Annotated in this window: 24 protein-coding genes and 1 tRNA gene; 15 read left to right on the top strand and 10 right to left on the bottom strand. The window is 69.8% G+C overall.

The annotated features are described in order from the left end of the window. The first annotated feature begins 38 nt into the window (after positions 1–38). The 8 genes from OG787_RS30100 (at position 39) to OG787_RS30135 (ending at position 9736) form a co-directional block, all read left to right on the top strand. On the top strand, positions 39–965 hold the full coding sequence (locus tag OG787_RS30100; RefSeq protein ID WP_405540627.1) for a carbohydrate ABC transporter permease: 927 nt from the start codon (positions 39–41) through the stop codon (positions 963–965). Beyond that, entirely contained in the window at positions 965–1816 is an 852-nt protein-coding gene (locus OG787_RS30105) for a carbohydrate ABC transporter permease (RefSeq protein WP_369035589.1), read from the top strand. The genes OG787_RS30100 and OG787_RS30105 overlap by 1 nt, the downstream gene beginning before the upstream one ends. A 15-nt stretch (positions 1817–1831) precedes the next feature. After that, entirely contained in the window at positions 1832–3442 is a 1611-nt protein-coding gene (locus OG787_RS30110) for a beta-N-acetylhexosaminidase (protein ID WP_369035588.1), read from the top strand. Between the two features lie 268 nt (positions 3443–3710). Further along, positions 3711–4604 carry a xanthine dehydrogenase family protein subunit M gene (locus tag OG787_RS30115; protein ID WP_235478279.1) on the top strand — a complete coding sequence of 298 codons (894 nt, stop codon included), beginning with the start codon at positions 3711–3713 and terminating at the stop codon, positions 4602–4604. Continuing rightward, positions 4601–6292: a 2Fe-2S iron-sulfur cluster-binding protein gene (locus OG787_RS30120; RefSeq protein ID WP_405537165.1), complete on the top strand. Its 1692-nt coding sequence runs from the start codon at positions 4601–4603 to the stop codon at positions 6290–6292. Before OG787_RS30115 ends, OG787_RS30120 begins: the two co-directional genes overlap by 4 nt. After that, positions 6289–8598, top strand: a complete 2310-nt coding sequence (locus OG787_RS30125; protein ID WP_405537167.1) for a xanthine dehydrogenase family protein molybdopterin-binding subunit — start codon at positions 6289–6291, stop codon at positions 8596–8598. Before OG787_RS30120 ends, OG787_RS30125 begins: the two co-directional genes overlap by 4 nt. Continuing rightward, on the top strand, positions 8595–8720 hold the full coding sequence (locus tag OG787_RS30130; protein ID WP_369035585.1) for a hypothetical protein: 126 nt from the start codon (positions 8595–8597) through the stop codon (positions 8718–8720). The genes OG787_RS30125 and OG787_RS30130 overlap by 4 nt, the downstream gene beginning before the upstream one ends. 146 nt (positions 8721–8866) lie before the next feature. Next, positions 8867–9736 carry an SUKH-4 family immunity protein gene (locus tag OG787_RS30135; protein WP_405537168.1) on the top strand — a complete coding sequence of 290 codons (870 nt, stop codon included), beginning with the start codon at positions 8867–8869 and terminating at the stop codon, positions 9734–9736. 37 nt (positions 9737–9773) lie between these two features. Here the strand turns inward: OG787_RS30135 and OG787_RS30140 are convergent, their stop codons facing one another. After that, a complete protein-coding gene (locus tag OG787_RS30140) occupies positions 9774–10307 on the bottom strand; it encodes a VOC family protein (protein ID WP_405537169.1) in 534 nt (177 codons plus the stop codon). Between the two features lie 161 nt (positions 10308–10468). Continuing rightward, positions 10469–10540 (bottom strand) — tRNA-Cys (locus OG787_RS30145). A gap of 242 nt (positions 10541–10782) precedes the next feature. On the opposite strand from OG787_RS30145, the gene OG787_RS30150 reads away from it, so the two are divergent. The 6 genes from OG787_RS30150 to OG787_RS30175 all read left to right on the top strand — a co-directional run bounded on the left by OG787_RS30150 (position 10783) and on the right by OG787_RS30175 (position 16672). Beyond that, positions 10783–12243, top strand: coding sequence for an MFS transporter (locus OG787_RS30150; RefSeq protein ID WP_405537170.1), 1461 nt, complete (start codon positions 10783–10785; stop codon positions 12241–12243). A 46-nt stretch (positions 12244–12289) separates the two neighbouring features. Continuing rightward, the gene (locus OG787_RS30155) at positions 12290–12487 is read left to right on the top strand and encodes an Arc family DNA-binding protein (protein WP_006375907.1); all 198 of its coding nucleotides are present in this window, start codon (positions 12290–12292) and stop codon (positions 12485–12487) included. Positions 12488–12490: 3 nt separating this feature from the next. After that, positions 12491–12877 carry a type II toxin-antitoxin system death-on-curing family toxin gene (locus OG787_RS30160; RefSeq protein WP_369035581.1) on the top strand — a complete coding sequence of 129 codons (387 nt, stop codon included), beginning with the start codon at positions 12491–12493 and terminating at the stop codon, positions 12875–12877. Between the two features lie 157 nt (positions 12878–13034). Then, complete coding sequence (locus tag OG787_RS30165; protein ID WP_405537171.1) at positions 13035–14846, top strand: DEAD/DEAH box helicase; 1812 nt, start codon at positions 13035–13037, stop codon at positions 14844–14846. Positions 14847–15173: 327 nt separating this feature from the next. Then, positions 15174–15815, top strand: coding sequence for a helix-turn-helix domain-containing protein (locus OG787_RS30170; RefSeq protein ID WP_319206773.1), 642 nt, complete (start codon positions 15174–15176; stop codon positions 15813–15815). A 65-nt stretch (positions 15816–15880) separates the two neighbouring features. Beyond that, positions 15881–16672, top strand: a complete 792-nt coding sequence (locus OG787_RS30175) for a S16 family serine protease (protein ID WP_369035579.1) — start codon at positions 15881–15883, stop codon at positions 16670–16672. 170 nt (positions 16673–16842) lie between these two features. On the opposite strand, the gene OG787_RS30180 is transcribed toward OG787_RS30175, so the two are convergent. Then, positions 16843–18672: an RICIN domain-containing protein gene (locus OG787_RS30180; protein ID WP_369035578.1), complete on the bottom strand. Its 1830-nt coding sequence runs from the start codon at positions 18670–18672 to the stop codon at positions 16843–16845. Positions 18673–18839: 167 nt separating this feature from the next. Here OG787_RS30180 and OG787_RS30185 point away from each other — a divergent pair, with 167 nt between their 5' ends. Then, positions 18840–19880 (top strand): LacI family DNA-binding transcriptional regulator, encoded by a 1041-nt coding sequence (locus OG787_RS30185; RefSeq protein ID WP_369035577.1) that lies wholly within the window; start codon positions 18840–18842, stop codon positions 19878–19880. 416 nt (positions 19881–20296) lie between these two features. Here the strand turns inward: OG787_RS30185 and OG787_RS30190 are convergent, their stop codons facing one another. The 7 genes from OG787_RS30190 to OG787_RS30220 form a co-directional block, all read right to left on the bottom strand. Beyond that, positions 20297–20488, bottom strand: a complete 192-nt coding sequence (locus OG787_RS30190; protein ID WP_369035576.1) for a hypothetical protein — start codon at positions 20486–20488, stop codon at positions 20297–20299. 13 nt (positions 20489–20501) lie between these two features. Continuing rightward, positions 20502–21122 (bottom strand): ArsR/SmtB family transcription factor, encoded by a 621-nt coding sequence (locus OG787_RS30195; RefSeq protein WP_369035575.1) that lies wholly within the window; start codon positions 21120–21122, stop codon positions 20502–20504. Between the two features lie 105 nt (positions 21123–21227). Next, complete coding sequence (locus OG787_RS30200; RefSeq protein WP_405537172.1) at positions 21228–22202, bottom strand: glycine betaine ABC transporter substrate-binding protein; 975 nt, start codon at positions 22200–22202, stop codon at positions 21228–21230. Beyond that, entirely contained in the window at positions 22199–23035 is an 837-nt protein-coding gene (locus OG787_RS30205) for an ABC transporter permease (protein WP_405540629.1), read from the bottom strand. The genes OG787_RS30200 and OG787_RS30205 overlap by 4 nt, the downstream gene beginning before the upstream one ends. Positions 23036–23058: 23 nt before the next feature. After that, positions 23059–24303, bottom strand: coding sequence for a betaine/proline/choline family ABC transporter ATP-binding protein (locus OG787_RS30210; RefSeq protein ID WP_405537173.1), 1245 nt, complete (start codon positions 24301–24303; stop codon positions 23059–23061). Continuing rightward, positions 24296–24943 carry an ABC transporter permease gene (locus OG787_RS30215; RefSeq protein ID WP_235478298.1) on the bottom strand — a complete coding sequence of 216 codons (648 nt, stop codon included), beginning with the start codon at positions 24941–24943 and terminating at the stop codon, positions 24296–24298. The genes OG787_RS30210 and OG787_RS30215 overlap by 8 nt, the downstream gene beginning before the upstream one ends. A gap of 27 nt (positions 24944–24970) precedes the next feature. Continuing rightward, positions 24971–25447 (bottom strand): Lrp/AsnC family transcriptional regulator, encoded by a 477-nt coding sequence (locus tag OG787_RS30220; protein ID WP_369035571.1) that lies wholly within the window; start codon positions 25445–25447, stop codon positions 24971–24973. Between the last annotated feature and the right edge of the window lie 99 nt (positions 25448–25546).

A 25546-nucleotide genomic window follows, 5' to 3' on the forward strand; every position in this document is an offset into this window, starting at 1 on the left:
GGGGTGCGGAGCGTTTGCGCGTGCCGGTCCGTCGTGGCTTGTCGCGCCCACGCGGCGGTAGCCGCAAATTCAGAACAGCCCCGCGCCCCTTGGGTTCGTCCAGTGTCCCTTGGATTTATCTTGCTCCGGCTCTTGTTGTTCTTGGGGGGTTGCTTCTTTACCCCATTTATCAGCTTGGGTTGATCTCGTTCTTCGACTACACCCAGGCGCAGGTCAGTGGCGGTAAGCCGACCACCTTTGAGGGGTTTGCCAACTATCGGGAGATCTTTTCCGACTCCCAGTTCTGGCAGGTGCTGCTGGCGACCGTGCTCTTCGCGGCGGCCTGTGTGGTGTCCACGCTCTCCGTCGGGTGTGCGCTCGCCGTGCTGCTGACTCGTGTCCGTGCGCTGCCCCGGCTCGTGTTGATGCTGGCGGCGCTCGGGGCGTGGGCGACGCCCGCGGTCACCGGGTCCACCGTGTGGCTGTTTCTGTTCGACCCCGACTTCGGGCCCGTCAACCGGATGCTCGGCCTCGGCGACCACTCATGGACGTACGGCCGGCTGAGCGCCTTCTTCCTGGTGCTGCTCGAAGTGGTGTGGTGCTCCTTCCCGTTCGTGATGGTCACGGTGTACGCGGGGATCCGCGCCGTACCGGCCGAGGTGCTGGAGGCGGCCGCCCTGGACGGCGCGTCCCAACTGCGCATCTGGCGCTCGGTGCTGGCGCCGATGCTGCGTCCGATCCTGGTGGTCGTCACCATCCAGTCGGTCATCTGGGACTTCAAGGTCTTCACGCAGATCTATGTGATGACGAACGGCGGCGGTATCGCCGGCCAGAACCTCACCCTCAACGTCTACGCCTACCAACAGGCCTTCGCCTCCTCCCAGTACAGCCTCGGCTCGGCGATCGGGATCGTGATGCTGCTGATCCTGCTCGCCGTGACGCTCGTGTATCTGCGGCTGCTGCGCAGGCAGGGGGAGGAACTGTGATGTCCGGCAACGTTGTCCACCGGCTTGTACGGCGGCCCTGGCGGCTGGCCGCCGAGGTGTCGGCGCTGCTGATCGCGGCCGTCGTCGCCTTCCCCCTCTACTGGATGGTGCTCAGCGCCTTCAAACCGGCCGGCGAGATCGAGTCGACGGAGCCTCGGCCCTGGACGCTGGAACCGTCCCTGGACTCCTTCCGGCGGGTCTTCGGACAGCAGGAATTCGGCCGTTACTTTCTCAACAGCCTGGTGGTCGCCTGCTCGGTGGTCGTCGTCTCGGCGCTGATCGCGTTTCTCGCGGCGACCGCGGTGACCCGATTCCGGTTCCGATTCCGGACCACCCTGCTGATCATGTTCCTGGTGGCCCAGATGGTGCCCGTGGAGGCGCTCACCATCCCGCTGTTCTTCCTCATGCGGGACTTCGGGCAGCTGAACACGCTGGGTGCCCTGATCCTGCCGCACATCGCCTTCTCGCTGCCCTTCGCGATCTGGATGCTGCGGGGCTTCGTGAAGGCCGTTCCGGAGGCCCTTGAGGAGGCCGCGTACATCGACGGGGCGAGCCGGTCGCGATTCCTGTGGCAGATCCTTTTCCCGCTGGTCTTCCCGGGGTTGGTGGCCACGAGCGTGTTCTCCTTCATCTCGGCCTGGAACGACTTCCTGTTCGCCAAGTCGTTCATCATCAGCGACACCTCCCAGTCGACGCTGCCGATGGCCCTGCTGGTCTTCTACAAGCCCGACGACCCGGACTGGGGCGGCGTGATGGCCGCCTCCACGGTGATGACGATTCCGGTGCTGGTGTTCTTCGTACTCGTACAGCGGCGCCTGGTCTCCGGGCTCGGCGGCGCCGTCAAGGACTGAAGGGTCTGATCATTCATGGATCTCATTCCGGCACCTCGCCAGACGGAGCGGGCCACGGGCTTCCACGAACTCGGCGACGGCTTCGGGATCGAGGCCGGGCCGGGCACCGAGGACACCGCCCGCTGGCTGCGCGCGACACTCGGCGCGGCCACCGGGTTCGCGCTGCCGCCCAAGAAGGGGGACGAGCACGACGTCCTCCATCTGTCCCTCCGGCCGGGCCTCGACGCCGAGGAATACCGGCTCGCCATCGCCCCCCACGGCATCCACCTCCAGGGCGGCTCGCCCGCCGGTGTCTTCTGGGGCGCCCAGACGCTGCGTCAGCTCCTCGGCCCCGACGCCTTCCGGCGCGCACCCCTTCCCGGCCGTACATGGCGGCTGCCCCTGACGGAGATCCGGGACGCACCCCGCTTTGCCTGGCGCGGCCTCATGCTCGACGTGGCCCGGCACTTCATGCCCAAGGAAGGTGTTCTGCGCTACCTCGACCTGATGGCGGCGCACAAACTCAACGTCTTCCACTTCCACCTGACGGACGACCAGGGCTGGCGCGTCGAGATCAAGCGCTACCCGAAGCTGACGGAGGTCGGCTCCTGGCGGGCCCGGACGAAATTCGGCCACCGTGCCTCACCGCTGTGGGAGGAGAAGCCGCACGGGGGCTTCTACACCCAGGACGACATCCGCGAGATCGTCGCCTACGCCGCCGAGCGGCATATCACCGTCGTCCCCGAAATCGACGTACCGGGGCACTCGCAGGCGGCCATCGCCGCATATCCGGAACTCGGCAACACGGACGTCATCGACACGGCCTCCCTCTCCGTCTGGGACAACTGGGGGATCAGCCACAACGTACTCGCCCCCACTGACAACACCCTGCGCTTCTACGAGGGCGTCTTCGAGGAGGTCCTCGACCTGTTCCCGGGGGAGTTCATTCACATCGGCGGCGACGAGTGCGCCAAGGAGCAGTGGCGGGAGTCGCCCACCGCGCAGGCCCGCATCGAGGAACTCGGTGTCGGCGACGAGGACGGGCTCCAGTCGTGGTTCATCCGGCACTTCGACACCTGGCTGACCGCGCGCGGGCGCCGGCTCATCGGCTGGGACGAGATCCTGGAGGGCGGCCTCGCACCGGGGGCCGCCGTCTCCTCCTGGCGCGGCTACGCGGGCGGCATCACGGCCGCGCGCGGGGGCCACGACGTCGTCATGTGCCCCGAGCAGCAGGTGTACTTGGACCACCGTCAGCACGGCGGTGCCGACGAACCCGTCCCCATCGGGTACGTCCGCACCCTTGAGGATGTCTTTCGTTTCGAGCCGGTTCCACCGGAGTTGGGTCCCGAGGAGGCGCGGCACGTCCTCGGCGCCCAGGCCAACCTGTGGACCGAGGTCATGGAGGACACCGGGCGCGTGGACTACCAGGCCTTCCCACGCCTGGTCGCCTTCGCCGAGGTCGCCTGGAGTGCTCTTCCCGCGCCCGCCGAACGGGACTTCGCCGACTTCGAACGCCGGATGACCGCCCATTACGGGCGACTTGACGCCCTCGGCGTCGGCTATCGGCCACCCGCGGGCCCGCATCCGTGGCAGCGGCGGCCGGGAGTGCTCGGACGTCCGATCGAGGGGACGCCCCCCAACGTGTGAGGTCCCACGGGCCCGAGGCCTCGTAGGAACTCGTAAGGAGTCGTGGGAAAAAGCTCACAACAGTCGCCGACCAGTTCCAATCGGAACCGGTCGGCGATCTCGTACGAAAACGGACCATCCCGCTGGTGAGACGGGCGAATGCCTCCTAGCGGACCCCTGCGTTCGGGTCTCGCGAGAATGTGCCAGAGTTGCCACGTCCGCCCTGTCAGCACGTACCGTACGGCAACACAGGTGGGACCAGGTGGGGCAGCGGGAAGGGGCAGCCGGTTTGACCACGCACGCACCGCAGGCGGCGCAGGCCGTGACGCTGCCCGCCTCGCTGGACGAGGCCGTCGCGGCGCTCGCCGCCATGCCGGCCGCCGTCCCCGTGGCGGGCGGCACCGACCTCATGGCCACCGTCAACTCCGGGCAGCTGAGGCCCGCCGCGCTCGTCGGCCTGGGCCGGATCAGCGAGATCCGCGGCTGGCAGTACCAGGACGGCCACGCCCTGCTGGGCGCCGGTCTGACCCACGCGCGGATGGGCCGCCCCGACTTCGCCGCCCTCATCCCGGCCCTGGCCGCCTCCGCGCGCGCCGCGGGCCCGCCGCAGATCCGCAACGCGGGCACCCTGGGCGGCAACATCGCCACGGCCGCCCCCACGGGGGACGCGCTTCCCGTGCTGGCCGCCCTGGAGGCGACGCTCATCATCGCGGGCCCCGGTGGTGCCCGCCGGGAGATCCCGGTGTCGCACCTGCTGGCGGGCGTCGAATTGTTGCGCGCGGGTGAACTCATCGGCTTCGTGCGCGTGCCCCTGCTGCACGCGCCCCAGGTCTTCCTGAAGGCCACCGGACGGACCGGCCCCGGGCGCGCCCTCGCGTCCGTGGCGCTCGTCCTCGACCCCGCCCGGCGTGGCGTCAGGTGCGCCGTCGGTGCCATAGCGCCGATGCCGCTGCGCCCCCTGGACGCCGAGCAGTGGGTCGCCCGGCTGATCGACTGGGACAACAACCGCACGATCGTCCCGGAGGCACTGGGTGCCTTCGGAGAGTACGTCGCCGCGGCCTGCATCCCCGACCCGGTCCCGGACGCGGACGGCTCCGTGCCGTCGCTTCCGCCCGCCGTACTGCATCTGCGGCGCACCGTCGCCGCGCTGGCCCGACGAGCACTGGGGAGGGCACTTTCGTGACCGACGACCAGTACAGCGACGACCAGTACGGGGACGGGCGCGGGAATCAACAAGGGGCGCAGGGGGAGGGCGCGCCCCGGGGCGGGGGCCGTTGGGACCCGCTGCCCCAGGGCGACTACGACGACGGTGCCACCGCCTTCGTGAAGCTCCCCGAGGGGGGTATCGACGCGCTCCTGGCCTCCGTGGACAGCCCGCTGGCGGCGCCCGGCCACGGGTATGTGCCCCCGCAGATAGAGACAGCGCCGGGCGTCGGGGCCGAGGACGGTTCCTGGGGTGCGCCGCCCGCGCCCCCCGGGGGTGTCCAGTGGCCGGACCCGAACGCCGTGTCCCGGGAGTCCCCGCAGACCCAGCACGACGGGTTCACGTACGAGCAGAGCTCGACGGGGCAGTGGGCCTTCGAGCGGGGCGCCGCCGCGCCGGAGGGCACGGGTCCCGGTACGCCGGGCCGCGAGGTGACCGGGGAGTGGCGGATCCCCGTCGCGGGCGGCGATCTTCCGGACGAATCGGGCGAGTTCAGTACATCCGCGTTGGTCGAGCAGTGGGGCGGCACGCCGCCGGCCACGCTCCCCGGCGGCGCGCCCGCGCCCTGGGCGACGGAGGGCGCGGGACAGACCTGGGCGCCCGGAGCCGAGTCGACGCGGGAGCGCGAGCCCGGTCCCGCGCCGGGCGCGGAGCCGACGTACGCGCCCGAAACCGTGCACGAAACGGGCGGCGCCGGTCGCCCGGCTGTCGGGATCGGTCACCCGGCCGACGGCTCCGGTCGCACCGCTGCCGAAGCCGGTCACCCGGTCGCCGACGAGGACCGCATCCCCGTCGAGATCACCCATGACCCCGCCGAGGGCCCTGGAGGCCCCGCAGGGGCCGCAACGGACCCCGACGCGACCTCCGGGCCGGAAGGCTCGCCGGAGGCCGCTGAGGAGCCCGTGGAGGGCGAGCCCGACGCGGACTCCGAGGCATCCGGTGCCAGGGCCGCCGACACGGAGCCCGACGCCGACCCGGACGCGACCGACGACGCCCCCGGGATGCCCGGCGAGGAACACCCCCTCGCCTCCTACGTGCTGCGCGTCAACGGCTCCGACCGGCCCGTCACCGACGCCTGGATCGGCGAGTCGCTGCTCTACGTACTGCGCGAGCGCCTCGGCCTCGCCGGCGCCAAGGACGGCTGCTCCCAGGGCGAGTGCGGCGCCTGCAACGTCCAGGTGGACGGACGCCTCGTCGCCTCCTGCCTGGTGCCCGCGGTCACCGCCGCAGGCAGCGAGGTACGCACCGTGGAGGGCCTCGCCACCGACGGACAGCCCTCGGACGTGCAGCGCGCGCTCGCCAAGTGCGGAGCCGTGCAGTGCGGCTTCTGCGTCCCCGGGATGGCGATGACCGTGCACGACCTCCTGGAGGGCAACCCCGCCCCGACCGACCTGGAGACCCGCCAGGCCCTGTGCGGCAACCTGTGCCGCTGCTCCGGCTACCGGGGTGTCCTGGAGGCGGTCCGCGAGGTCGTCGCCGAACGCGAGGCGCACGCCGCCGACGCGGAGGCGGAGGACGGCGAGGCCCGTATCCCGCACCAGGCCGGACCGGGCGCGGGCGGGGTCAACCCCTCCGCGTTCGACGCGCCGGGCTTCGAGCCCGCCCGCAACCACGACTCGCACGCCCCGCACGACCAGACGTACGGCCAGGACGGAGGCCAGACGTGAGCAACGAAGCCGCCACCGCGACCACGGCCGCGGAGGCCGCCCCCGACGCGGAGGCGCTCCCGCACGGCCTCGGCGTGTCGCTGCCGGCCGCCGACGCGCGCGCGAAGACCGAGGGCACGTTCCCCTACGCGGCCGACCTGTGGGCCGAGGGCCTGCTGTGGGCCGCCGTACTGCGCTCACCGCACCCGCACGCGCGCATCCTCTCCATCGACACCACCCACGCGCGGGACATGCCCGGCGTACGGGCCGTCGTCACGCACGAGGACGTGCCGGGCGCCGAACTGCACGGCCGGGGCAGGGCCGACCGCCCGATGTTCGCCTCCGAGGTCGTACGCCACCACGGGGAGCCCATCGCCGCCGTCGCCGCCGACCACCCCGACACCGCGCGCATGGCCGCCGCGGCGATCATCGTCGAGTACGAAGTACTCGACCCGGTGACCGACCCCGAGCAGGCCTTCGAGGCAGAACCGCTGCACCCCGACGGCAACCTGATCCGGCACATCCCGCTGCGCCACGGCGACCCGGACGCGGCCGGCGAGATCGTCGTCGAGGGCCTCTACCGGATCGGCCGCCAGGACCCCGCCCCCATCGGCGCGGAGGCGGGCCTCGCGGTACCGCGTCCCGACGGCGGTGTGGAGCTGTACCTGGCGTCGACGGACCCCCACGGGGATCGCGACGCGGCCGCCGCCTGTTACGGCCTGGAACCGGAGCGGGTGAAGGTGGTCGTCACGGGAGTCCCCGGCGCCACCGCCGACCGCGAGGACCAGGGCTTCCAGCTCCCGCTCGGCCTGCTGGCGCTGAAGACGGGCTGCCCGGTGAAGCTGACGGCGACCCGCGAGGAATCCTTCCTGGGCCACGTCCACAGACACCCCACCCTCCTCCGCTACCGCCACCACGCGGACACCGACGGCAAGCTGGTCAAGGTCGAGGCACAGATCCTGCTCGACGCGGGCGCGTACGCGGACACCTCCGCGGAGGCCCTCGCGGCGGCGGTCTCCTTCGCCTGCGGCCCGTACGTCGTCCCCAACGCCTTCATCGAGGGCTGGGCGGTCCGCACCAACAACCCCCCTTCGGGCCATGTCCGCGGTGAGGGCGCGATGCAGGTCTGCGCGGCCTACGAGGCCCAGATGGACAAACTCGCGAAGAAGCTCGGCGTCGACCCGGCGGAGCTGCGCCTGCGCAACGCGATGGCCACAGGGGACGTCCTCCCGACCGGCCAATCGGTCACCTGCCCGGCCCCGGTGGCCGAACTCCTCCAGGCGGTACGGGACTTCCCGCTGCCGGCGCTCCCCAAGGACACCCCCGAGGACGAGTGGCTGCTCCCGGGCGGCCCCGAAGGCGCGGGCGAGCCCGGCGCCGTCCGCCGTGGCGTGGGCTACGGCCTGGGCATGGTCCACATGCTCGGCGCCGAGGGCGCGGACGAGGTCTCGACGGCCACCGTCAAGGTCCACGACGGCATCGCCACGGTCCTGTGCGCGGCGGTGGAAACAGGCCAGGGCTTCACCACCCTGGCCCGCCAGATCGTCCAGGAGACGCTCGGCATCGACGAGGTCCACGTGGCCCCCGTCGACACCGACCAGCCCCCGGCGGGCCCGGGCGCGCGAGGCCGCCACACCTGGGTGTCGGGCGGCGCGGTGGAACGGGCGGCGAAGATGGTCCGCACGCAACTCCTCCAGCCCCTGGCCCACAAGTTCGGCATGTCCACGGAACTGCTGCAAATCACCGACGGCAAGATCACCTCGTACGACGGTGTCCTGTCGACCACGGTGACGGAGGCGATGGACGGCAAGGAACTGTGGGCGACGGCACAGTGCCGCCCGCACCCCACGGAACCCCTGGACGAGGCGGGCCAGGGCGACGCCTTCGTGGGGTTGGCGTTCTGCGCGATCCGCGCGGTGGTGGACGTCGACATCGAGCTGGGCTCGGTGAGAGTGGTGGAGGTGGCACTCGCCCAGGACGTCGGCCGCGTCCTGAACCCTGCCCAACTGGCGGCCCGTATCGAGGCGGGCGTCACCCAGGGCGTAGGCATCGCCCTGACCGAAAACCTGCGCTCCGCGCGCGGGCTGATCCGCCACCCCGACCTCACGGGCTACGCCCTCCCGACGGCCCTGGACGCCCCCGACATCCGCATCGTGAAACTTGTCGAGGAACGGGACGTGGTCGCCCCCTTCGGCGCGAAGGCGGCGAGCGCGGTACCGGTGGTGACGTCCCCGGCGGCCATCGCCTCGGCGGTACGGGCGGCGACGGGCCGCCCGGTGAACCGCCTTCCGATCCGCCCGCAGGCGGCGGTGGTGACGGCGACATGACGCTGCCGGAGGATGAGCCGCGATACGAACCGGGGCCGACGCCGGGCAAGATCCTGGCGTGGGTGCTGCTGTTCGTGGTGGCGGCGGTCGTGGTTGTCGCGGGCGGCGTGTACTTCGGCTGAGAGGCGTGTTTCGGCTTCGTCCCAGCTCAGAGCCCTTTGTCAGTGGTGCCGCGTAGTGTTCTGGTCAGTGGGAGGGCCTGCCGGGCGGCGGTCGTTTTTCGACGTTGCGCCCGGGGGACTGCGAACAACCATGCGCGGGGGAAACCATGAGCACGACGATCAGTCTGACCAGGGGCGAACTGCTGACGCGTGTGGGACTGCCGGGTGCCGAGGGCCGGTTGAGGTTCGGCGCGCTGCGCACGGGTGTCGTGCGTACGGTGGTGAACTCGACGGGAGAGACGCCTGCGGCACCTTTCCCGCGCAACCGCCGCGCCCCGCTGGACCGGCGCGCGCCGGCCTCCTCGCTGGAGGTGCTGCTGCGGTTCGCGGCGGCGACGGAGGAGATGACAGCAGCGCGAGGCCGATTCGCTTCCGGCACAGGCCGATTGGGCTCGCGGACGGTGGCGGAGACGTCCCGGCACCTGCTGACGGTCTTCGCGCAGGGCACCAACGGTGATGTGCTGCCGTACTGGAAGATGGCCGCCCTGATCCGCCCGCTGGCCAGGTTCGCCGCTCCTGGCGCGGAGTCGGGCCTCGCCCTGGACCTGCCCGCGAGGCTCCTGGAGAAGGAGTTCGGCCACGGCAGGGTGGCACGCTTCGAGAACGTCGACTTCCCGGCCCCGCTCACCCACGAGCCGACCCGCCGCTTTCTGGCCGGCACGGGCCTCCCGGAGGACGACGGCCACTTCCAGCTGGACACGGAGATACCGCTGCCGACGCTGACGGAGTACTGCGCGGACGAGGACACGGCAACCGAACTCCCGCAGGGAGCGGCCGACTTGATCCGCCTGGGCGGGTTGACGCAGGACAACAGCCTGGTGCTGGACGGCAGAACGGGCACGATCCTCGTCTGGAACGAGCCCGAGACAACCCTCCACCGCCTGAACACGGACGTCTCGACCCTCGCGTACACCCTGTGGCTGCTGCACCGGGCGAAGACGATCGACTTCGAGGCGGAGGCGGGCAAGGTGCGCTGAGCGCTGCCTGACACTCAAGTAACTCGGGTCAGCCGGGTCAGTCGGGTTTCCGGACGGGAGCACTGCCACGCCCGCGTTCCCGACCGCTCAGCTCGGCGTCGAGCGTCTCCTGAGCCACGCGCATGGCCTCGGCGTACACGGGGTCGTGCAGCCGCTTCCACATCTCGTCCTCGGGGACGTCCTCGACGTGGCTGACCACCCACCAGATATTGCCGAAGGGATCCTTGATGCGCCCTCCGCGATGTCCGAAGGCGTCGTTCGCCACAGCGGTGACGACCTGGCCTCCGGCAGCGGCGGCTTGTGAGAATGCTTCGTCCGCGTCGGGGACGTACACACGGAGCAGACTCGGCATGACGGGCCAGTCCGTATGCCGGTCGAACGCCAGCACGACGGTGTCGCCGACCCGGATCTCCCCGTGCCCGACCAGACCGTCCTCCGTCAGCACCCGCCCGAGTTCCTCCCCGCCGAACGCCTGGGCGACGAAGTCGAGAAAGGCCCCCGTGTCGTCGGTGACGACCCAGGGCGCAACGGTGGTGTAGCCCTCTGGCGCGGTGTTGCCCTGTTTGGACATCACGGTCCCTTTCGCCGATGCCGGATGCTGACAACGACGCTAGGCGAGATATAGGTCTGTTTCTGTCCTAGACGGAGGGTTTCGAGCCGAGATGAACGGCAGATGGGGTGACCCTCGAAGGAGGGCCACCCCATATCCATTTGCCATGGTCGGGCTGTCTGAGGCCGTGGCGGGAATCGAACCCACGTAACTCGCTTTGCAGGCGAGTCCCTAAACCACTCGGGCACACGGCCGGGCTTGGAGCGGATGGTGGGGCGGGCTTCGTGGCCGTTCCCTTGTCCGTTCCGAACTTCGTTACCTGACCGTAGGGGTGGGGTGCGGGGAGGGGCAAGGGAGTCGGGCGGGCCGCAATGGGACTGCCATACGCCGTTCATGAACCGGGGGTCGGCGGACCGGGGGCGTACGTCCAAGGTCTCGGGTCGGGCCCTACCTCCGACAGGGGTCAAGGTCAGTGTTGGCCCTTACGCTGGCCTGCATGACCTCACTGGAATCGGGCGACACCGGCGTCGCCACCGACAGCGTCGACGCGGATGCTCCCTTGGCTGCCGTACCCGGTGAGGGGGTGCTCGGGCGTTCCTATCGGGCGCTCAGTGTCGGGATCGTGTCCGTCGTGCTGCTGATCGCCTTTGAGGCGACTGCCGTGGGGACCGCCATGCCTGTCGCTGCTCGGGAGCTGGACGGGGTGTCGCTGTACGCGTTCGCCTTCTCCGGGTACTTCACGACCAGTCTGTTCGGGATGGTGCTTGCCGGGCAGTGGTCGGACCGGAAGGGGCCGCTGGGGGCGCTCACCACGGGCATCGCCGCCTTTGCCGCCGGGTTGTTGTTGTCCGGGACCGCCGGGGTCATGTGGCTGTTCATCGCCGGGCGGGCCGTGCAGGGGCTCGGGGGTGGACTGGTGATCGTTTCCCTGTATGTGGTTGTCGGGCGGGCTTATCCCGAGCGGTTGCGGGCTTCCATCATGGCTGCCTTTGCCGCTAGCTGGGTTGTGCCGTCTGTGGTTGGACCCCTTGCCGCCGGGGCCGTCACCGAGCAGCTCGGGTGGCGGTGGGTTTTTGTCGGGATTCCCGTACTTGTTGTCTTTCCGCTGGCCCTTGCCCTGCCGCAGATACGGCGGCTCGCCGGTGGGGCTGTGAAGGAGGGGGAGCGGGACGAGCAGGGGGATCGGCGTCGTATCCGGCTTGCCTGCGGGATTTCGCTCGGTGCCGGGCTGCTTCAGTACGCCGCCCAGGATTTGCGGTGGGTCTCCGTCGTTCCGGGGCTTCTGGGTGTCTCGTTGCTCGTGCCCGCCGTGCTTGGGTTGCTTCCTCACGGGACCTATCGGGCCGCTCGCGGGTTGCCGTCCGTTGTGTTGTTGCGTGGAGTGGCCGCAGGGTCCTTCATCGCCGCCGAGTCCTTCATTCCGTTGATGCTTGTCACCCAGCGGGGGCTGTCGCCGACGTTGGCCGGGTTCTCGCTCGCCGCGGGGGGCGTTACATGGGCGTTGGGATCGTCCGTGCAGGCTCGGGCGCGGATGGAGCCGTATCGGGAGCGGCTGATGACGTTCGGGATGGTTCTCGTCGCCGCGTCCATCGCCGGGGCGCCTGCCGTGCTGATCGATGCCGTGCCGGTGTGGACCCTTGCGGTGGTGTGGGCGTTCGGGTGCTTCGGGATGGGGCTCGTCATCGCCAGTACCAGCGTCCTGCTGCTTCATCTCTCCGCGCCCGAGGAGGCCGGCGCCAACTCCGCTTCTCTACAGATCTCCGACGGGCTGTCCAACGTGTTGCTGCTGGCGGGTGGGGGTGCGGCTTTCGCCGCGCTGGGTGGGGGGACGGTGGCTCATGCCTCCGGCGCAGCGGCCGGGGGTTCCCATCCGGCCGCCTTCGTCGTCGTGTTTCTGCCTATGGCGGGGGTGGCGTTGGTGGGGGCCTGGGTGACTACGCGGTTGCGGGAGAGGTGAAGTGGTACCACAGTGGCCCCATCCTTGGTACCGTGGTGGTATGGCTATGAACCTTCGTCTGCGCGACGACCAGCAGGAGGCCCTGAAGCTGCGTGCCGAGGAGGAGGGGCGCAGCATGCACGCCATAGTGCTTCAGGCGATCGACCGGTATCTGGAGCAGGAGGCGGACCGGAACACGGTCCGTCGTCTGGGGGCGAAGTACGCGGCGGGCCATGCTGACCTGCTGCGCAGGCTGGGGGAGTAGTCGGTGAAGTACCTCACGGTCCAGGAAGTCCTGGAGCTGGCGGAGCTGGCGTGTGGGGAGCAGACACAGGTCGCCGTGCGCGACCTGGGACTGCTCAGCTCGGCCGTTCACCGTCCCCGGTCGCAGATGTTCGGCGTCGAGGCGTACACGGACCTTTTCGAGAAGGCCGCCGCGCTGCTTCAGTCGCTCGCCGTGAACCACCCTCTGGTCGACGGCAACAAGCGCATGGCGTGGATGTCCACGGTCGTCTTCCTCGACTTCAACGGCACCGACATGCTCGATGTCGATCAGGACGAGGCGTACAAGCTTGTCATCGAGGTGGCGGCGGGCACTTTGGAGGATGTCGGGCTGATCGCCCGGCGTTTGAGGGCTCTGCACGAGGCGATGTGAGCTGAGTCCCATCCCCGGGTGACCCCGCGTCGTACGCACGTTGACAGCACCGGGCCGCCGGTAGGGTGGCCCGGTTGTCATACGTAGCTCCAGCCCCAGCCTTCCCGCTGTAGCTGCAACCGCCGCCGAGCCGCCCGACCCACCACCCCCGGAGACCGTGACTACCACCGCCGCCAGTGCTGCCACCGCCACCGCCTCGAACCATCACCTCTCGCCCGCCTTCCCGGGCCGTGCCCCCTGGGGTACCGCCAGCAAGCTGCGTGCCTGGCAGCAGGGGGCGATGGAGAGGTATCTCAAGGAGCAGCCGCGTGACTTTCTCGCCGTCGCCACACCCGGCGCCGGCAAGACGACGTTCGCGCTGACGCTCGCCTCCTGGCTGCTGCATCACCATGTCGTGCAGCAGGTGACCGTGGTCGCGCCCACCGAGCATCTGAAGAAGCAGTGGGCCGAGGCGGCGGCGCGGATAGGGATCAAGCTCGATCCCGAGTACAGCGCCGGGCCGCTCAGCAAGGAGTACCAGGGCGTTGCCGTGACGTACGCGGGGGTTGGCGTGCGGCCCATGCTGCACCGCAATCGCTGCGAGCAGCGGAAGACCCTCGTCATTCTCGACGAGATCCACCACGCCGGTGACTCCAAGTCCTGGGGTGAGGCCTGTCTGGAAGCCTTCGAGCCCGCCACCCGGCGGCTCGCGCTCACCGGTACGCCCTTCCGGTCCGACACCAATCCCATTCCCTTTGTCACGTACGAGGAAGGGAACGACGGGATTCGGCGGTCCTCCGCCGACTACACCTACGGGTACGGCAACGCGCTCGCCGACCATGTCGTCCGGCCCGTCATCTTCCTCTCCTACAGCGGGCAGATGCGGTGGCGGACCAAGGCGGGGGATGAAATCGCCGCTCGGCTCGGCGAACCCATGACCAAGGACGCCATCTCGCAGGCCTGGCGTACCGCCCTCGATCCGCGCGGTGAGTGGATGCCGAGTGTGCTGCGGGCCGCCGACAAGCGGCTGACCGAGGTGCGGAAGGGGATTCCGGACGCGGGGGCCCTCGTCATCGCCTCCGACCAGGAGTCCGCCCGCGCCTACGCCAAGTTGATCCGCGACATCACCGGGACCAGGGCCACCGTCGTCCTCTCCGACGACTCCGGCGCATCCGACCGTATCGACGAGTTCGCCCACAACGACTCCCGCTGGATGGTCGCCGTCCGGATGGTGTCCGAGGGGGTTGACGTGCCTCGGCTGGCTGTCGGGGTGTACGCCACCACCATCTCCACCCCCCTCTTCTTCGCCCAGGCCGTCGGACGCTTCGTACGGTCCCGGCGGCGCGGTGAGACCGCGTCCGTGTTCCTGCCGACCGTCCCCGACCTCCTCACCTTCGCGAACGAGATGGAGGTCGAGCGCGACCACGCCCTCGACAAGCCCAAGAAGGAGGGCGAGGAGGACCCGTACGCCGAATCCGAGAAGGAGATGGAGGAGGCGAACCGGGAGGAGGACGAGGACACCGGGGAGCAGGAGCAGTTCTCCTTCGAGGCGCTGGAGTCCGACGCCGTCTTCGACCGGGTGCTGTACGACGGCGCCGAGTTCGGCATGCAGGCGCACCCGGGGAGCGAGGAGGAGCAGGACTACCTCGGGATCCCGGGGCTGCTCGAACCCGATCAGGTGCAGCTGCTGCTCCAGAAGCGGCAGGCCCGGCAGATCGCGCACAGCCGTAAGAAGCCCGACGACGAGGCCGATCTTCTGGAGTTGCCCGCCGAGCGGCGGCCTGTGGTCTCCCACAAGGAGATGCTCGAACTGCGTAAGCAGCTCAACACCATGGTCGGCGCGTACGTCCACCAGAGCGGCAAACCGCACGGGGTGATCCACACCGAGCTGCGGCGGGTGTGCGGCGGGCCGCCGAGCGCGGAGGCCACCGCGGGACAGTTGCGACAGCGCATCACCAAAGTGCAGGAGTGGGCCACCCGGATGCGGTGATCACCTCACCGCCGCCCGGCGCGTCCGGTGAGGGGGCGTGTGCGGTCGTACACACGCTGTGCATATCGGGAGGAAGCGCAGTAGTCCGTACCGCGGAGTGACCGGATTCTGGACGTAGCCTTCCGCTGAGCGAACCGCCTTCGCTAATGTCCCCGACACGCACACGCCCCGTGGCAGCGCCGCCGCGGAGCGCAGTCGTGAAGCGACCGTGTCCGGGAGAGCCCGGGCCGCGCCGATCGGCCGCCTCTGACACGCGTCGCCCACGGGACCGGCGACGCACCCGTCGTCAGGGAGCTGCCGACCTCACCACGTGAAGGAGTGGGCGTCGTGACCGCGGAGACCTCCCAGACGCTCGACCGGGGACTGCGCGTCCTCAAGCTGCTCGCCGACACCGACCACGGGCTGACCGTCACCGAACTGTCGACCCGCCTCGGCGTCAACCGGACCGTCGTGTACCGGCTCCTCGCCACCTTGGAACAGCACGCTCTCGTACGCCGTGATCTGGGCGGCCGCGCGAGGGTGGGCCTGGGGGTGCTGCGGCTCGGGCGGCAGGTGCATCCCCTCGTACGGGAGGCCGCGCTGCCCGCGCTCAGGTCGCTGGCAGAGGACATAGGCGCCACCGCCCACCTGACCCTCGTCGACGGGACGGAGGCGCTCGCCGTCGCCGTCGTCGAGCCGACCTGGACCGACTACCACGTGGCGTACCGGGCCGGTTTCCGCCACCCCCTGGAGCGCGGCGCGGCCGGCAAAGCCATCCTCTCCGCGCGGCAGCAGCCTCCCACCGACCCCGGGTACACCCTCACCCACGGGGAACTGGAGGCCGGCGCGAGCGGGGCGGCGGCTCCGCTGATCGGGGTGACGGGGGTCGAGGGGAGCGTGGGGGTCGTCATGCTCGCCGACGCGGTGCCCGAGCGGGTGGGGCCCCGGGTCATGGACGCGGCCCGGGAAGTGTCCGAGGCCCTGCGCTGACCGGCGTACGGGAGGCCAGGGCAGCCGCCCCTGGCCTGAACTCGGCCCCACGTTAGATTGACCCCGTGCTCTCTCGCCTCACGCGCCCCCGGGCCGTCGCCGTCTGTGCCCTGCCCGTCGTGGCCCTGCTCGCCACGGCCGCGTTCGCGCCACTGCCGTTCGCCTTGGCGCAGCCCGGGATGACGGCGAACGTTCTCGGCGACAACGACGGTGACCCGGTCATCACCATCACCGGTGCGACGGTCCGTGAGACGCGCGGTGAGCTGCGGATGACGACCATCGAGGCGACCGGTCCTGACACCCACGTGAGCCTGGGCGACGTACTCGATGGTTGGTTCTCCACCGATCAGGCCGTGATGCCGCGCGACTCGGTCTATCCGAGCGGTGACAGCACGAAGGAGATCGAGGAGCACAACGCGGCCGAGATGAAGGAGTCGCAGGACGCTGCGGCCGAGGCGGCGCTGAAGTATCTGGACGTGGACTCCGGCAAGGTCAAGGTCTCGCTGAAGCTTTCGGATGTCGGTGGGCCGAGCGCGGGGTTGCTGTTCTCGCTGGGGATCGTGGACAAGCTGGACGGTGACGGTCGCGGGGGTGATCTGACCGGGGGGCGGTCCATCGCGGGTACGGGGACCATCGACGCGGAGGGGACTGTTGGCGCGGTGGGGGGTGTCGCGTTGAAGACGCAGGCTGCTCGGCGGGATGGGGCGACTGTTTTTCTGGTGCCTGAGGCGGAGTGTTCGGATGCGGAGTCCGAGCTTCCTAAGGGGTTGCGGTTGATTCCGGTGACGACGTTGAAGGGGGCGGTTGGGGCGTTGGTGGCGTTGTCGTCGGGGCAGGGGACTGTGCCTAGTTGTTGAGCACGGTCGGTTCCTCGGCTGCGGGCCGGTGGGGGCTTGTCGCGCAGTTCCCCGCGCCCCTGAAGGCATCACCGCGACCCCCGTCAGCCAGATCCGTTGGACCCAGCCCCCAGCCCCCAGCCCCCAGCCCCCAGCCCCCAGCCCCAGGCCAGCCCCGTCTTGCCTCTAGGTCACCTTGCCAGCTCCCAGTCCTGCGAGCCGTCCGTCGTCGCGTTCTGCAAGGTCAGGGGAGCCCCGGCCGTCGCGCCCGTCAGGTACAGGTTCGTGTTCTTCGCCGACTGCAACCTGTAGAAGCCGTCGTCCGTCTTGATCAGGTTCCAGGTGCCTGTGGCGCTGTTGTCGACCCACTGGCCGATCCGCTGGCCGACCGTCGCGTTGCCGGTCCAGATGGCTGCCGCGCGGCCGCCGGACTTGTTCAGGAGTGTCGTGCCGCCGTTCGGTTCGGTCACCATGTGCCAGTACTGGGTGTCCGGGTTGGCCGCTGAGCCCGGCGCCTCCAGTGCCACGTCGGGCACGTCGCCGTTGCCGAGGTTCGCGTCGTTCGTGTGGTTGCCCGTGCCGATCACCTGGTCGGTCTTCCGGTTGACCAACTGGTAGTAGGCGCCCGCCGACTGCCCCAGGTCGACCTCCGCGAACGCCAGTGTCGAGGTGCCCTGGTTGTTGAGGATCGCGACGCGGCCGGTGCCCTCCACGTACTGGAGATTGCGGCTGTACGCACCCGGCGACGTCGTCTGGTACTCCTTCCAGCGGCCGTCGCTGCGCCCGCTCTCGTTGACCCAGACGCTGCCGCTGCCGGCCGCGTTGTAGACCAGCCGCCCACCAGGAAGCTGGATGATGACCGGGCTGCCGTTTCTCGTGAGCGGACGGGAGCCGGTGTCGACCGGCAGAGAGGCGACGTCCGTGCCGGTGGCGGAGCCCTTGTAGAACTCCAGCGGGTTGTCGGCGATCACGTACCGGGTGTTGGCCCCGCCGCCCCAGTACTCGAAGGGGAGCATCCACTTGCCGTCCGTCGTCCGCACGACGTTCGCCATGCCCGGCCGCCCGCCGCCGATCTCCGTCTTGCCGCCACCCATGTTGTCGGTCAGTCCCGCCACGTCGACGACGGGAGCGCTCCACGGCGTCGCAGCGCGGCCGTTCCACGTCTTGTGGGCGAGGATCTGGCCGTGCGAGTCCGTGGCGGTGTCGTTGGCGGGGTCCAGCGTCGGGACGCCGGTGGTCGCGTTGAAGCCGAGGTAGTCGTTCTCGTCCGAGTAGTAGCAGACGAGCTTGCCCTTGTAGACCATCAGGTACGGCTCCCAGAGGGGGTCCACCTGCCGGTTCGTGTTCGCGGCGGCGATGTTCGTCCCGACCGCGCCCGCGCTGCCGCCCTGCCAGCCGCCCGTCGCGACGACGTTCTCGACCTTCCACGTCACGCCGTCGTCCACGCTGGAGTACAGGGCGATCGCGATGTCGCTGCGGTCGCCGTCGTTGGACGGCGTCCAGTTCGGGTCGGCCGCCTTGTGCTCCTTGTAGTAGGCGTCGTCGCCCGACACGACACTCGCCAGGAGCAGCGTGCCCGCCTTGAGGTCGCCGACGTCCTGGGGGAGCGCGTAGAGGTAGGGGTTCGTCCAGTTGCTCTTGTACTTGGCGTACTGGGGGTCGCTGGACAGGTACGCCGGTGCCTTGACCTCCGACAGGGGCTGCCACGACGTTCCGCGGTCGTCGCTCTTGTAGACCGGGAGGGTTTCCCGGTCGGCGCTGCCGGTCGCCGTCACGACGGTGGCCTTCTCGAACGCCGCGACCAGCCGCCCGCTCGGCAGCTGCGCCGACTTCGGGTAGATCGCGCAGTTGCCCCGGCCCTTCAGGCACGGCTCGTTGCCGAGCTGGTAGAGGATCCCGCCGGTCGGGTTGTAGGCCTGCGCACTGGCCATGGGCACCGCCAGCAGCGCGGCCGCCGCGACGAGACTCCCCAGCGCCTTGGTCGACTTTCGTCTACTCTGCGTTCTCTGCCTGCTCCGCATTGCCCCTCCGGCCGCTCTGTACCGAGTCCATTTGTGACTGCGTAGTCAGGCCGGAGTCTGTGGCTCTGATCCAGGTAGCGTCAATAGTCGTACACTGATTTCACGTTTCTCTGACAGCGCAGTCCGATGACGCGTAGGGTGACGCATCCGGTGAGGAAGGGGCTTCAGTGGCCGGTACTCAAGGTCGTGACGGCATCTCGCGGGCCCCGGCGACGAGTTCCGATGTCGCCCGCCTCGCCGGTGTCTCCCAGAAGACGGTCTCGCGGGTCATGAACAACGAGCCGTACGTCCGTGAGGAGCTGCGCACGCGTGTCCTGCGGGCGGCCCAGCAGCTCGGGTACCGTCCCAACGGCGCGGCGCGCAGCCTCACTTCGGGGCGCAGCCGGAGGCTGGGGGTCATCTCTCTGGGCGCCCGCCTCTACGGCCCCACGACCATGCTCGTCGCCATAGAGCGCTCGGCGCGCCGGCTCGGCTACTCGGTCAGCGTCGCCCACACCACCGAGGACGACGAACACGGCACCGCCGAGGCCATCGACAGCCTCCTCGAACAGGGTGTCGACGGCATCGTGCTGTCGGAGGCGATCGACGAGGGCAGCCCGGTCAAGGTCTGGCTGGACGTGCCGATCCTCACCATCGGACGCTTTCCGGGGCTGGTCGCGGCGCGGCGCATCCGCTCGGCGGAGAAGTCGGACCGCAGCGGGTATGTGGCGACCCGGCACCTCGTCGACCTCGGGCACACCGAGATCCGGCATGTCTCGGGACCGGCCCAGTGGTGGGCGTCCCGCGACCGCGCGGACGGCTGGCGCTCGGCGCTGACCGAGGCCGGCCTGCCCGTGACCGAGCCCGTCGCGGGGGACTGGTCCTGTGCGAGCGGGTACGAGGCGGGGTTGCGGCTGGCGGACGACTCGGCGATGACCGCCGTGTTCGTCGCGAACGACGACATGGCGATCGGCCTGGTCAGGGCGTTGCACGAGCGGGGGCGGCGGGTTCCGGACGAGGTGAGTGTGGTGGGGATGGACGATATTCCGGCTGCCCGTTTCCAGCAGCCCGCGCTGACCACGGTGGCGCAGGACTTCGACGCGGTGGCGACGGAGGGGGTTGGGATGCTGGTGGAGGAAATTGCGAACCCGGGGTCTACGGAGCGGGTTCTGCATGAGGTGGATCCGCCGTTGGTGGTGCGGGAGTCGAGCGGGCGGCCTCCTCGGTAGGGCTTCGTTGGGGGTGCCGTGGAGGGTTGTCTGTTTGCCGCGGCGCCGTCGTGGCTGGTCGCGCAGTTCCCCGCGCCCCCGGAGGGGCCTGCGGCCCCGTCGGGGGTGAGGCGAGGGGTGGTGGTTTGCTGCGGGCCGGTGGGGGCTGGTCGCGCAGTTCCCCGCGCCCCTGGGGGTCTGCGGCCCCGTCGGGGGTGCTGTTGAGCTGTCGTGGAGTTCGTCGGCGCGTCGTTGGGGGTGCGGCGAGGGGGTGGTGGTTTGCTGCGGCGCCGTCGTGGCTGGTCGCGCAGTTCCCCGCGCCCCTCTAGGGGCCTGCGGCCCCATCAGGGGCGATGCCGAACCGTCGGTCGCGCCCCTGAAGGGGCTGCGGCCCATCGGCGGCGATGTCGAACCGGCGCGGATTTCGCCGCGTCCGATTACGCGATCCTCGGCTTCGGCGGCGTCGAAGCCAGACGTAGGCCGACCTCTACGAGGGTCCAGCCGACGCGGGTGCGCAGGTCCGGCGTGGGGCCCTTGGCGGCGACGGCGAGTCTGTGGGCGTCGGCCTCGGCTCGGAGGTCGGCGGCTCGGAGGTGGTGGAGGGCGAGGTAGGGCTCGGTGGGGTTCATCGGGCGCGGCCTCTCAGGTCGTGTGGGTCGGGAAGACATGGGTGTGGACGCGTACCGTCTCCGCTTCCGGGGTGCCCTCGGCCGGGGCCTGGGCGCGGTAGCTGTCGACGAGTTCGTGCATCCGGTGGATCAGGTCCAGGGCGGTCTCGGGTGTCAGCCGTAGCGTCATGTCGCTCAGGTCCGACGAACTCCGCCATGCCTCGGACCAGTCGTTCGGGTTGCCCAGCCAGGTCGAGATCTCCCTGGTGTGGATGTTCGCGACCTCGTGGATGAACAGGTCGGCGGCGCCACGGACGGCCGGGTCGGGGTCCCTGTGCAGGGCGTCGTTGAACTGCACGCCCTCGTGCGCCGCCTGCCACCAGCGTTCCCGGCCCTTGCCGTGCTCGGGCGCGTCCTCGATGAAGCCGTGCGCGGCGAGCTGCCTCAGGTGATAGCTGGTCGCGCCGCTCGACTCGCCCAGTTTCGCGGCCAGTTGGGAGGCGGTGGCAGGTCCGCTCCGCCGCAGCGTGGTCAGCAGCTGCATCCGCAGCGGATGGGCGAGACCACGCAGCGAGCGGGCGTCGAGTTCGACTACCTGGGGGGTCGGCGGGGTCGGGGGGATCGCGGGGATCGGGTCTTCGGGCTGCTCCGGCATGCTTACAAAGGTAGCCTTGCAAAGGAATGGTTGCAAGGGTTTCTTTGCAACCACTCCTTTGTATTGCAACCACTCCTCTGTGGAGAGTGGGCCTGCTTCACCGGCCTACTTCACAAACCCCTCCGCCCGCATCCAGTCCAACGCCACCTGATGCGGATCCTCCCCCTCCACATCCACCTTGGCGTTCAGCTCCTGGGCCACCGCGTTCGTCAGTTTCGCCGTCACCGGGTCGAGGGTCTTCGTGATCGCCGGCCACTTCTTCAAGGTCTTCGAGTTGATCTCGGGGGCCGCGTTGTAGTTGGGGAAGAACTTCCGGTCGTCGGCCATCACCGCCAGGTCCATCGACTTGATGCGGCCGTCCGTCGTGAAGACCTCCCCGTACACGCAACTCCCCTTCGCCGCCTGCGTGTAGATGATCCCGGTGTCCATCTGGGTGATGTTCCCGGCGGGCAGACTCATGCCGTACGCCTTCTCCATGCCCGGCAGTCCGTCCGCGCGGTTGGCGAACTCGCCCTCCACGCACAGCGTCACCGCCTTCGGCCGGGTCGCCGTCAGCCCGGCCACCGCCGACAGCGTCTTCGTGCCGTACTCGCGGAAGTTCGCCTGGTTCATCGCCAGGGCGTACGTGTTGTTCAGCGCCGACGGGGACAGCCACGTCAGTCCGTTCTTCAGGTCGGCGTCCCGTACCGCCTTCCACTGTTCGTGCGGGTCGGCGATCGGTTCGCTGTTGCCCTGGTACGTGATCCACGCGGTGCCCGTGTACTCGTACATGCCGTCCGCGTCGCCCTTCTTCACCGCCTCGCGGGCGCCGAACGAACCCTGGATGCCCGTACGGTCGAGCACGTCCGCCCCCGCCGCCTCGAAGGCGATGCCCATCATCGCGCCGAGGATCAGGTTCTCGGTGAACGACTTGGACGTCACCGTCAGTTGGGCGCCCTTCAGCGGCTTCCCCTTGCCGATCGAGCCCGGTTCGACGTCGTCGACCATCGGGGAGCCGCTGGTCAGACCGCAGCCGGGCACCAGTGCCGCGAGGAGCACGCAACCGGCCACGGCCGGCCCCGCCCGCCCGCGCCGCCTCATGTCCCCGCCTCCAACCCCCGTGGCCGCAGCAGCAGTTCGGCCAGCGAGGCCAGCCAGTCCACCAGCAGGGCCAGTACGACGGTCAGGATCGAGCCCAGCATCAGCACCGGCATCCGCTGGTTGGTGATCCCGGTCGTGATCAGCACCCCCAGCCCACCGCCCCCGCCGAACGCGGCCAGCGTCGCCGTGCCCACGTTCAGGACGAGCGCCGTCCGCACGCCCGCGAGGATCAGCGGTACCGCCAGCGGGAGTTCGACCCGGGCCAGCACCCACGGCGACGACATGCCGATGCCCCGAGCCGCCTCCAGAAGCGTCGGGTCGTTGGCCTTCAGGCCGGCGATCGTGTTCGACAGGACGGGCAGGACCGCGTACGCCACGATGCCGATCAGCGCCGACCTCCGGCCGATGCCCAGCCAGATCACCAGCAGCGCCAACAGGCCGATCGCCGGGGTCGCCTGACCCATGTTGGCGACCGCCATCACCACCGGGGTCGCCCGACGGAACGCCCGCCGAGTCAGCAGGATGCCCAGCGGGATCGCGATGATCAGCACGAAGAACGTGGAGATCGCCGTCAGTTCGATGTGCTGCCAAAGAGCCTTCGACACCTGCCCGTCCGACAGCGCGTTCTCGGAGATCGCGTCCAGGTCGGCCTGCCGGAACCACAGCCAGGTCGCGAGCAGTACGAGGACCAGGACCCCGGGCAGGATCGTCAGCCGCTGCCAACTCAGCCTGGGCGTAGGGGTTTTGAGGGCATGGGGGACAGGGAGGACAGGGGGAGAGGACGCCGGAGTCTCACCGAGCCCCGGTTCCGTCGCCGCGCCCTCCTCCTCCATCTCCGGGTCGACCGTCCGAGTGGTCACGCCCGCACCTCCGCTCCTTCTCCGTCCCCTTCCTGCTCGGCATGTGTCAGGTCCGTCCGTGCCGTCTCCAGGTCGTGCTGTGCCTCCACCGCCTCCAGCCGGTCGGCGTCCAGGAGTTCGTGCACGGAGTTCATCAGGGTCTCCATGTCGACGACGCCCTCGTACTCACCGCGCCGCCCGGTCACCGCGACCCGCCCCGCGTTGTCCGTGAGCACCGCCTCCAGCGCGTCCCGCAGGGTCGCGTCCCGGGTCACCGTGTCGGAGACCAGCGTCCCGGCGCGCGCCAGCGAACCCCTCGCCCGCATCAGGTCGCCCCGCCGCAGCCACTTGTACGGGCGGCGCCGCTTGTCGAGCAGCAGGATCTCGTTCGTACCGCTGGACCGGAGCTTGTTGAAGATGTCCTGGAGCGGGTCGTCGACGGCCACCGTCGGGTAATCGGTGATCTCCACATTCCGCACGCGGGTGAGGTTCAGCCGCTTCAGGGCCGCCCCCGCGCCCACGAAACCGGACACGAAGTCGTCGGCGGGGTTGGTGAGGATCGCCTCCGGGGTGTCGAACTGGGCGATGTGCGAGCGCTCGCGCAGGACCGCGATCCGGTCGCCCAGCTTGATCGCCTCGTCGAAGTCGTGGGTGACGAAGACGATCGTCTTGTGCAGTTCGTGCTGGAGCCGGATCAGCTCGTCCTGGAGGTGGTCCCGGGTGATCGGGTCGACGGCGCCGAACGGCTCGTCCATCAGCAGGACCGGCGGATCGGCCGCCAACGCCCTTGCCACGCCCACCCGTTGCTGCTGACCGCCGGACAGCTGACGCGGATAGCGGTCGTGGAACTCGCCGGGGTCCAGGCCGACCAGGTCGAGCATCTCCTCCACCCGTGACTTGATCCGTCCCGACGGCCAGCCCGTCATCCTCGGGACGAGCGCGATGTTCTGGGCGACCGTCATGTGCGGGAAGAGCCCGGACGACTGGATCGCGTACCCGATCCTGCGGCGCAGCTTCACCGGGTCCATGTCGGTGACGTCCTCGCCGCCGATGCGGATGCGGCCGGCGCTCGGCTCGATCAGCCGGTTGATCATCTTGAGTGTCGTCGACTTTCCGCAGCCCGACGGGCCCACGAAGATGACGGTCTCGCCCGCCTTGATCTCCATCGAGACGTTGTCCACGGCGGGCCGGTCACTGCCCGAGTAGCGCTTGGTCAGACCCTCCAGCTCGATGGTGGCCCCATGGGAACTGGTCTCAGACACGGATCCCCCTCGGAATCGTCAGCCGCCCGACGAGCACGTACGCCGCGTCGAACAGCAGCGCGAGCACGATGATCCCCAGCGTGCCGGCGAGGACCTGGTTCAGGGCGTTCTTGCTGCCCAGCGAGGCGATGCCCCGGAAGATCTCGTTGCCGAGCCCAGGGCCTGACGCGTACGCGGCGATGGCCGCGATGCCCATCAGCATCTGCGTCGAGACCCGGATACCGGTCAGGATCGGCGGCCAGGCCAGCGGCAGCTCCACTCGGGCCAGCTGCGCCACCCGGGACATCCCGATGCCCCTCGCCGCGTCGACGAGCGACGGGTCGACCCCGCGCAGGCCCACGATCGCGTTGCGCACGATCGGCAGGAGGCCGTAGAGGGTGAGCGCGATGACCGTCGGGGGCACACCCAGGCCCACGATCGGGATCAGCAGGCCGATCATCGCGAGGGAGGGGATCGTCAGGATCGTCGACGTCGCCGTGGTCGCGAGGTTGCCCGCCCAGTCACTCCGGTAGGTGACGACACCGAGCGTGATCCCGATGACCGTCGCCACGACCATGCACTGGAAGACGGCGCTGGCGTGCTGGAACGCGTCCGTGAGCAACTGCTGATGGCGGTTTCCGAGGTACTCCCAGAAGTTCACCGCCATCACCCTTCAGCCGGTCCCGGTTCAGTCGCTGTCCTCCAGGGCCGCCTGCTCCACCAGCGGGATGATCCGCAGCGGAACGGGGTTCTCCATGACGATCGCCGTGGCGGCCCGGTCGATGCCATCAAAACCGACGACCCGGTCGATCACCCGCTGGAGATCGGCGTTCGAGCGGGCCACGAGCCGGCACAGCATGTCCCCGCTGCCGGTGGTCGTGTGCAGCTCCAGCACCTCCGGCACGGACGCCAAGTGGGCCCGTACGTCCGGCCCTTGCCCCTGCCGGATCTGGAGCGTCGCGAACGCGGTGACCGGGTAGCCGAGGGCCGCCGGGTCCACCTGCGGCCCGAACCCCCGGATGACGCCATTCGAAGTAAGCCGGTCGAGCCGCGCCTGTGCCGTCCCGCGCGCCACTCCCAGCCGCCGGGACATCTCCAGCACACCGATCCGCGGCTCCCGCGCCAGCAGCACGATGATCCGCCCGTCCAGCTCGTCGATCGTCACAGGAACCCCTCAGATGGGATGGTCATCGTGTACAGAAAGCCTGCCTGTACGGGGCTACAGCTGAGCAGAATGTCCATCCGCAACGCAAACTGTTGCGCA

This window comes from Streptomyces sp. NBC_00075 (assembly GCF_045041225.1).
In the GTDB taxonomy this organism is placed as follows: domain Bacteria; phylum Actinomycetota; class Actinomycetes; order Streptomycetales; family Streptomycetaceae; genus Streptomyces; species Streptomyces adonidis.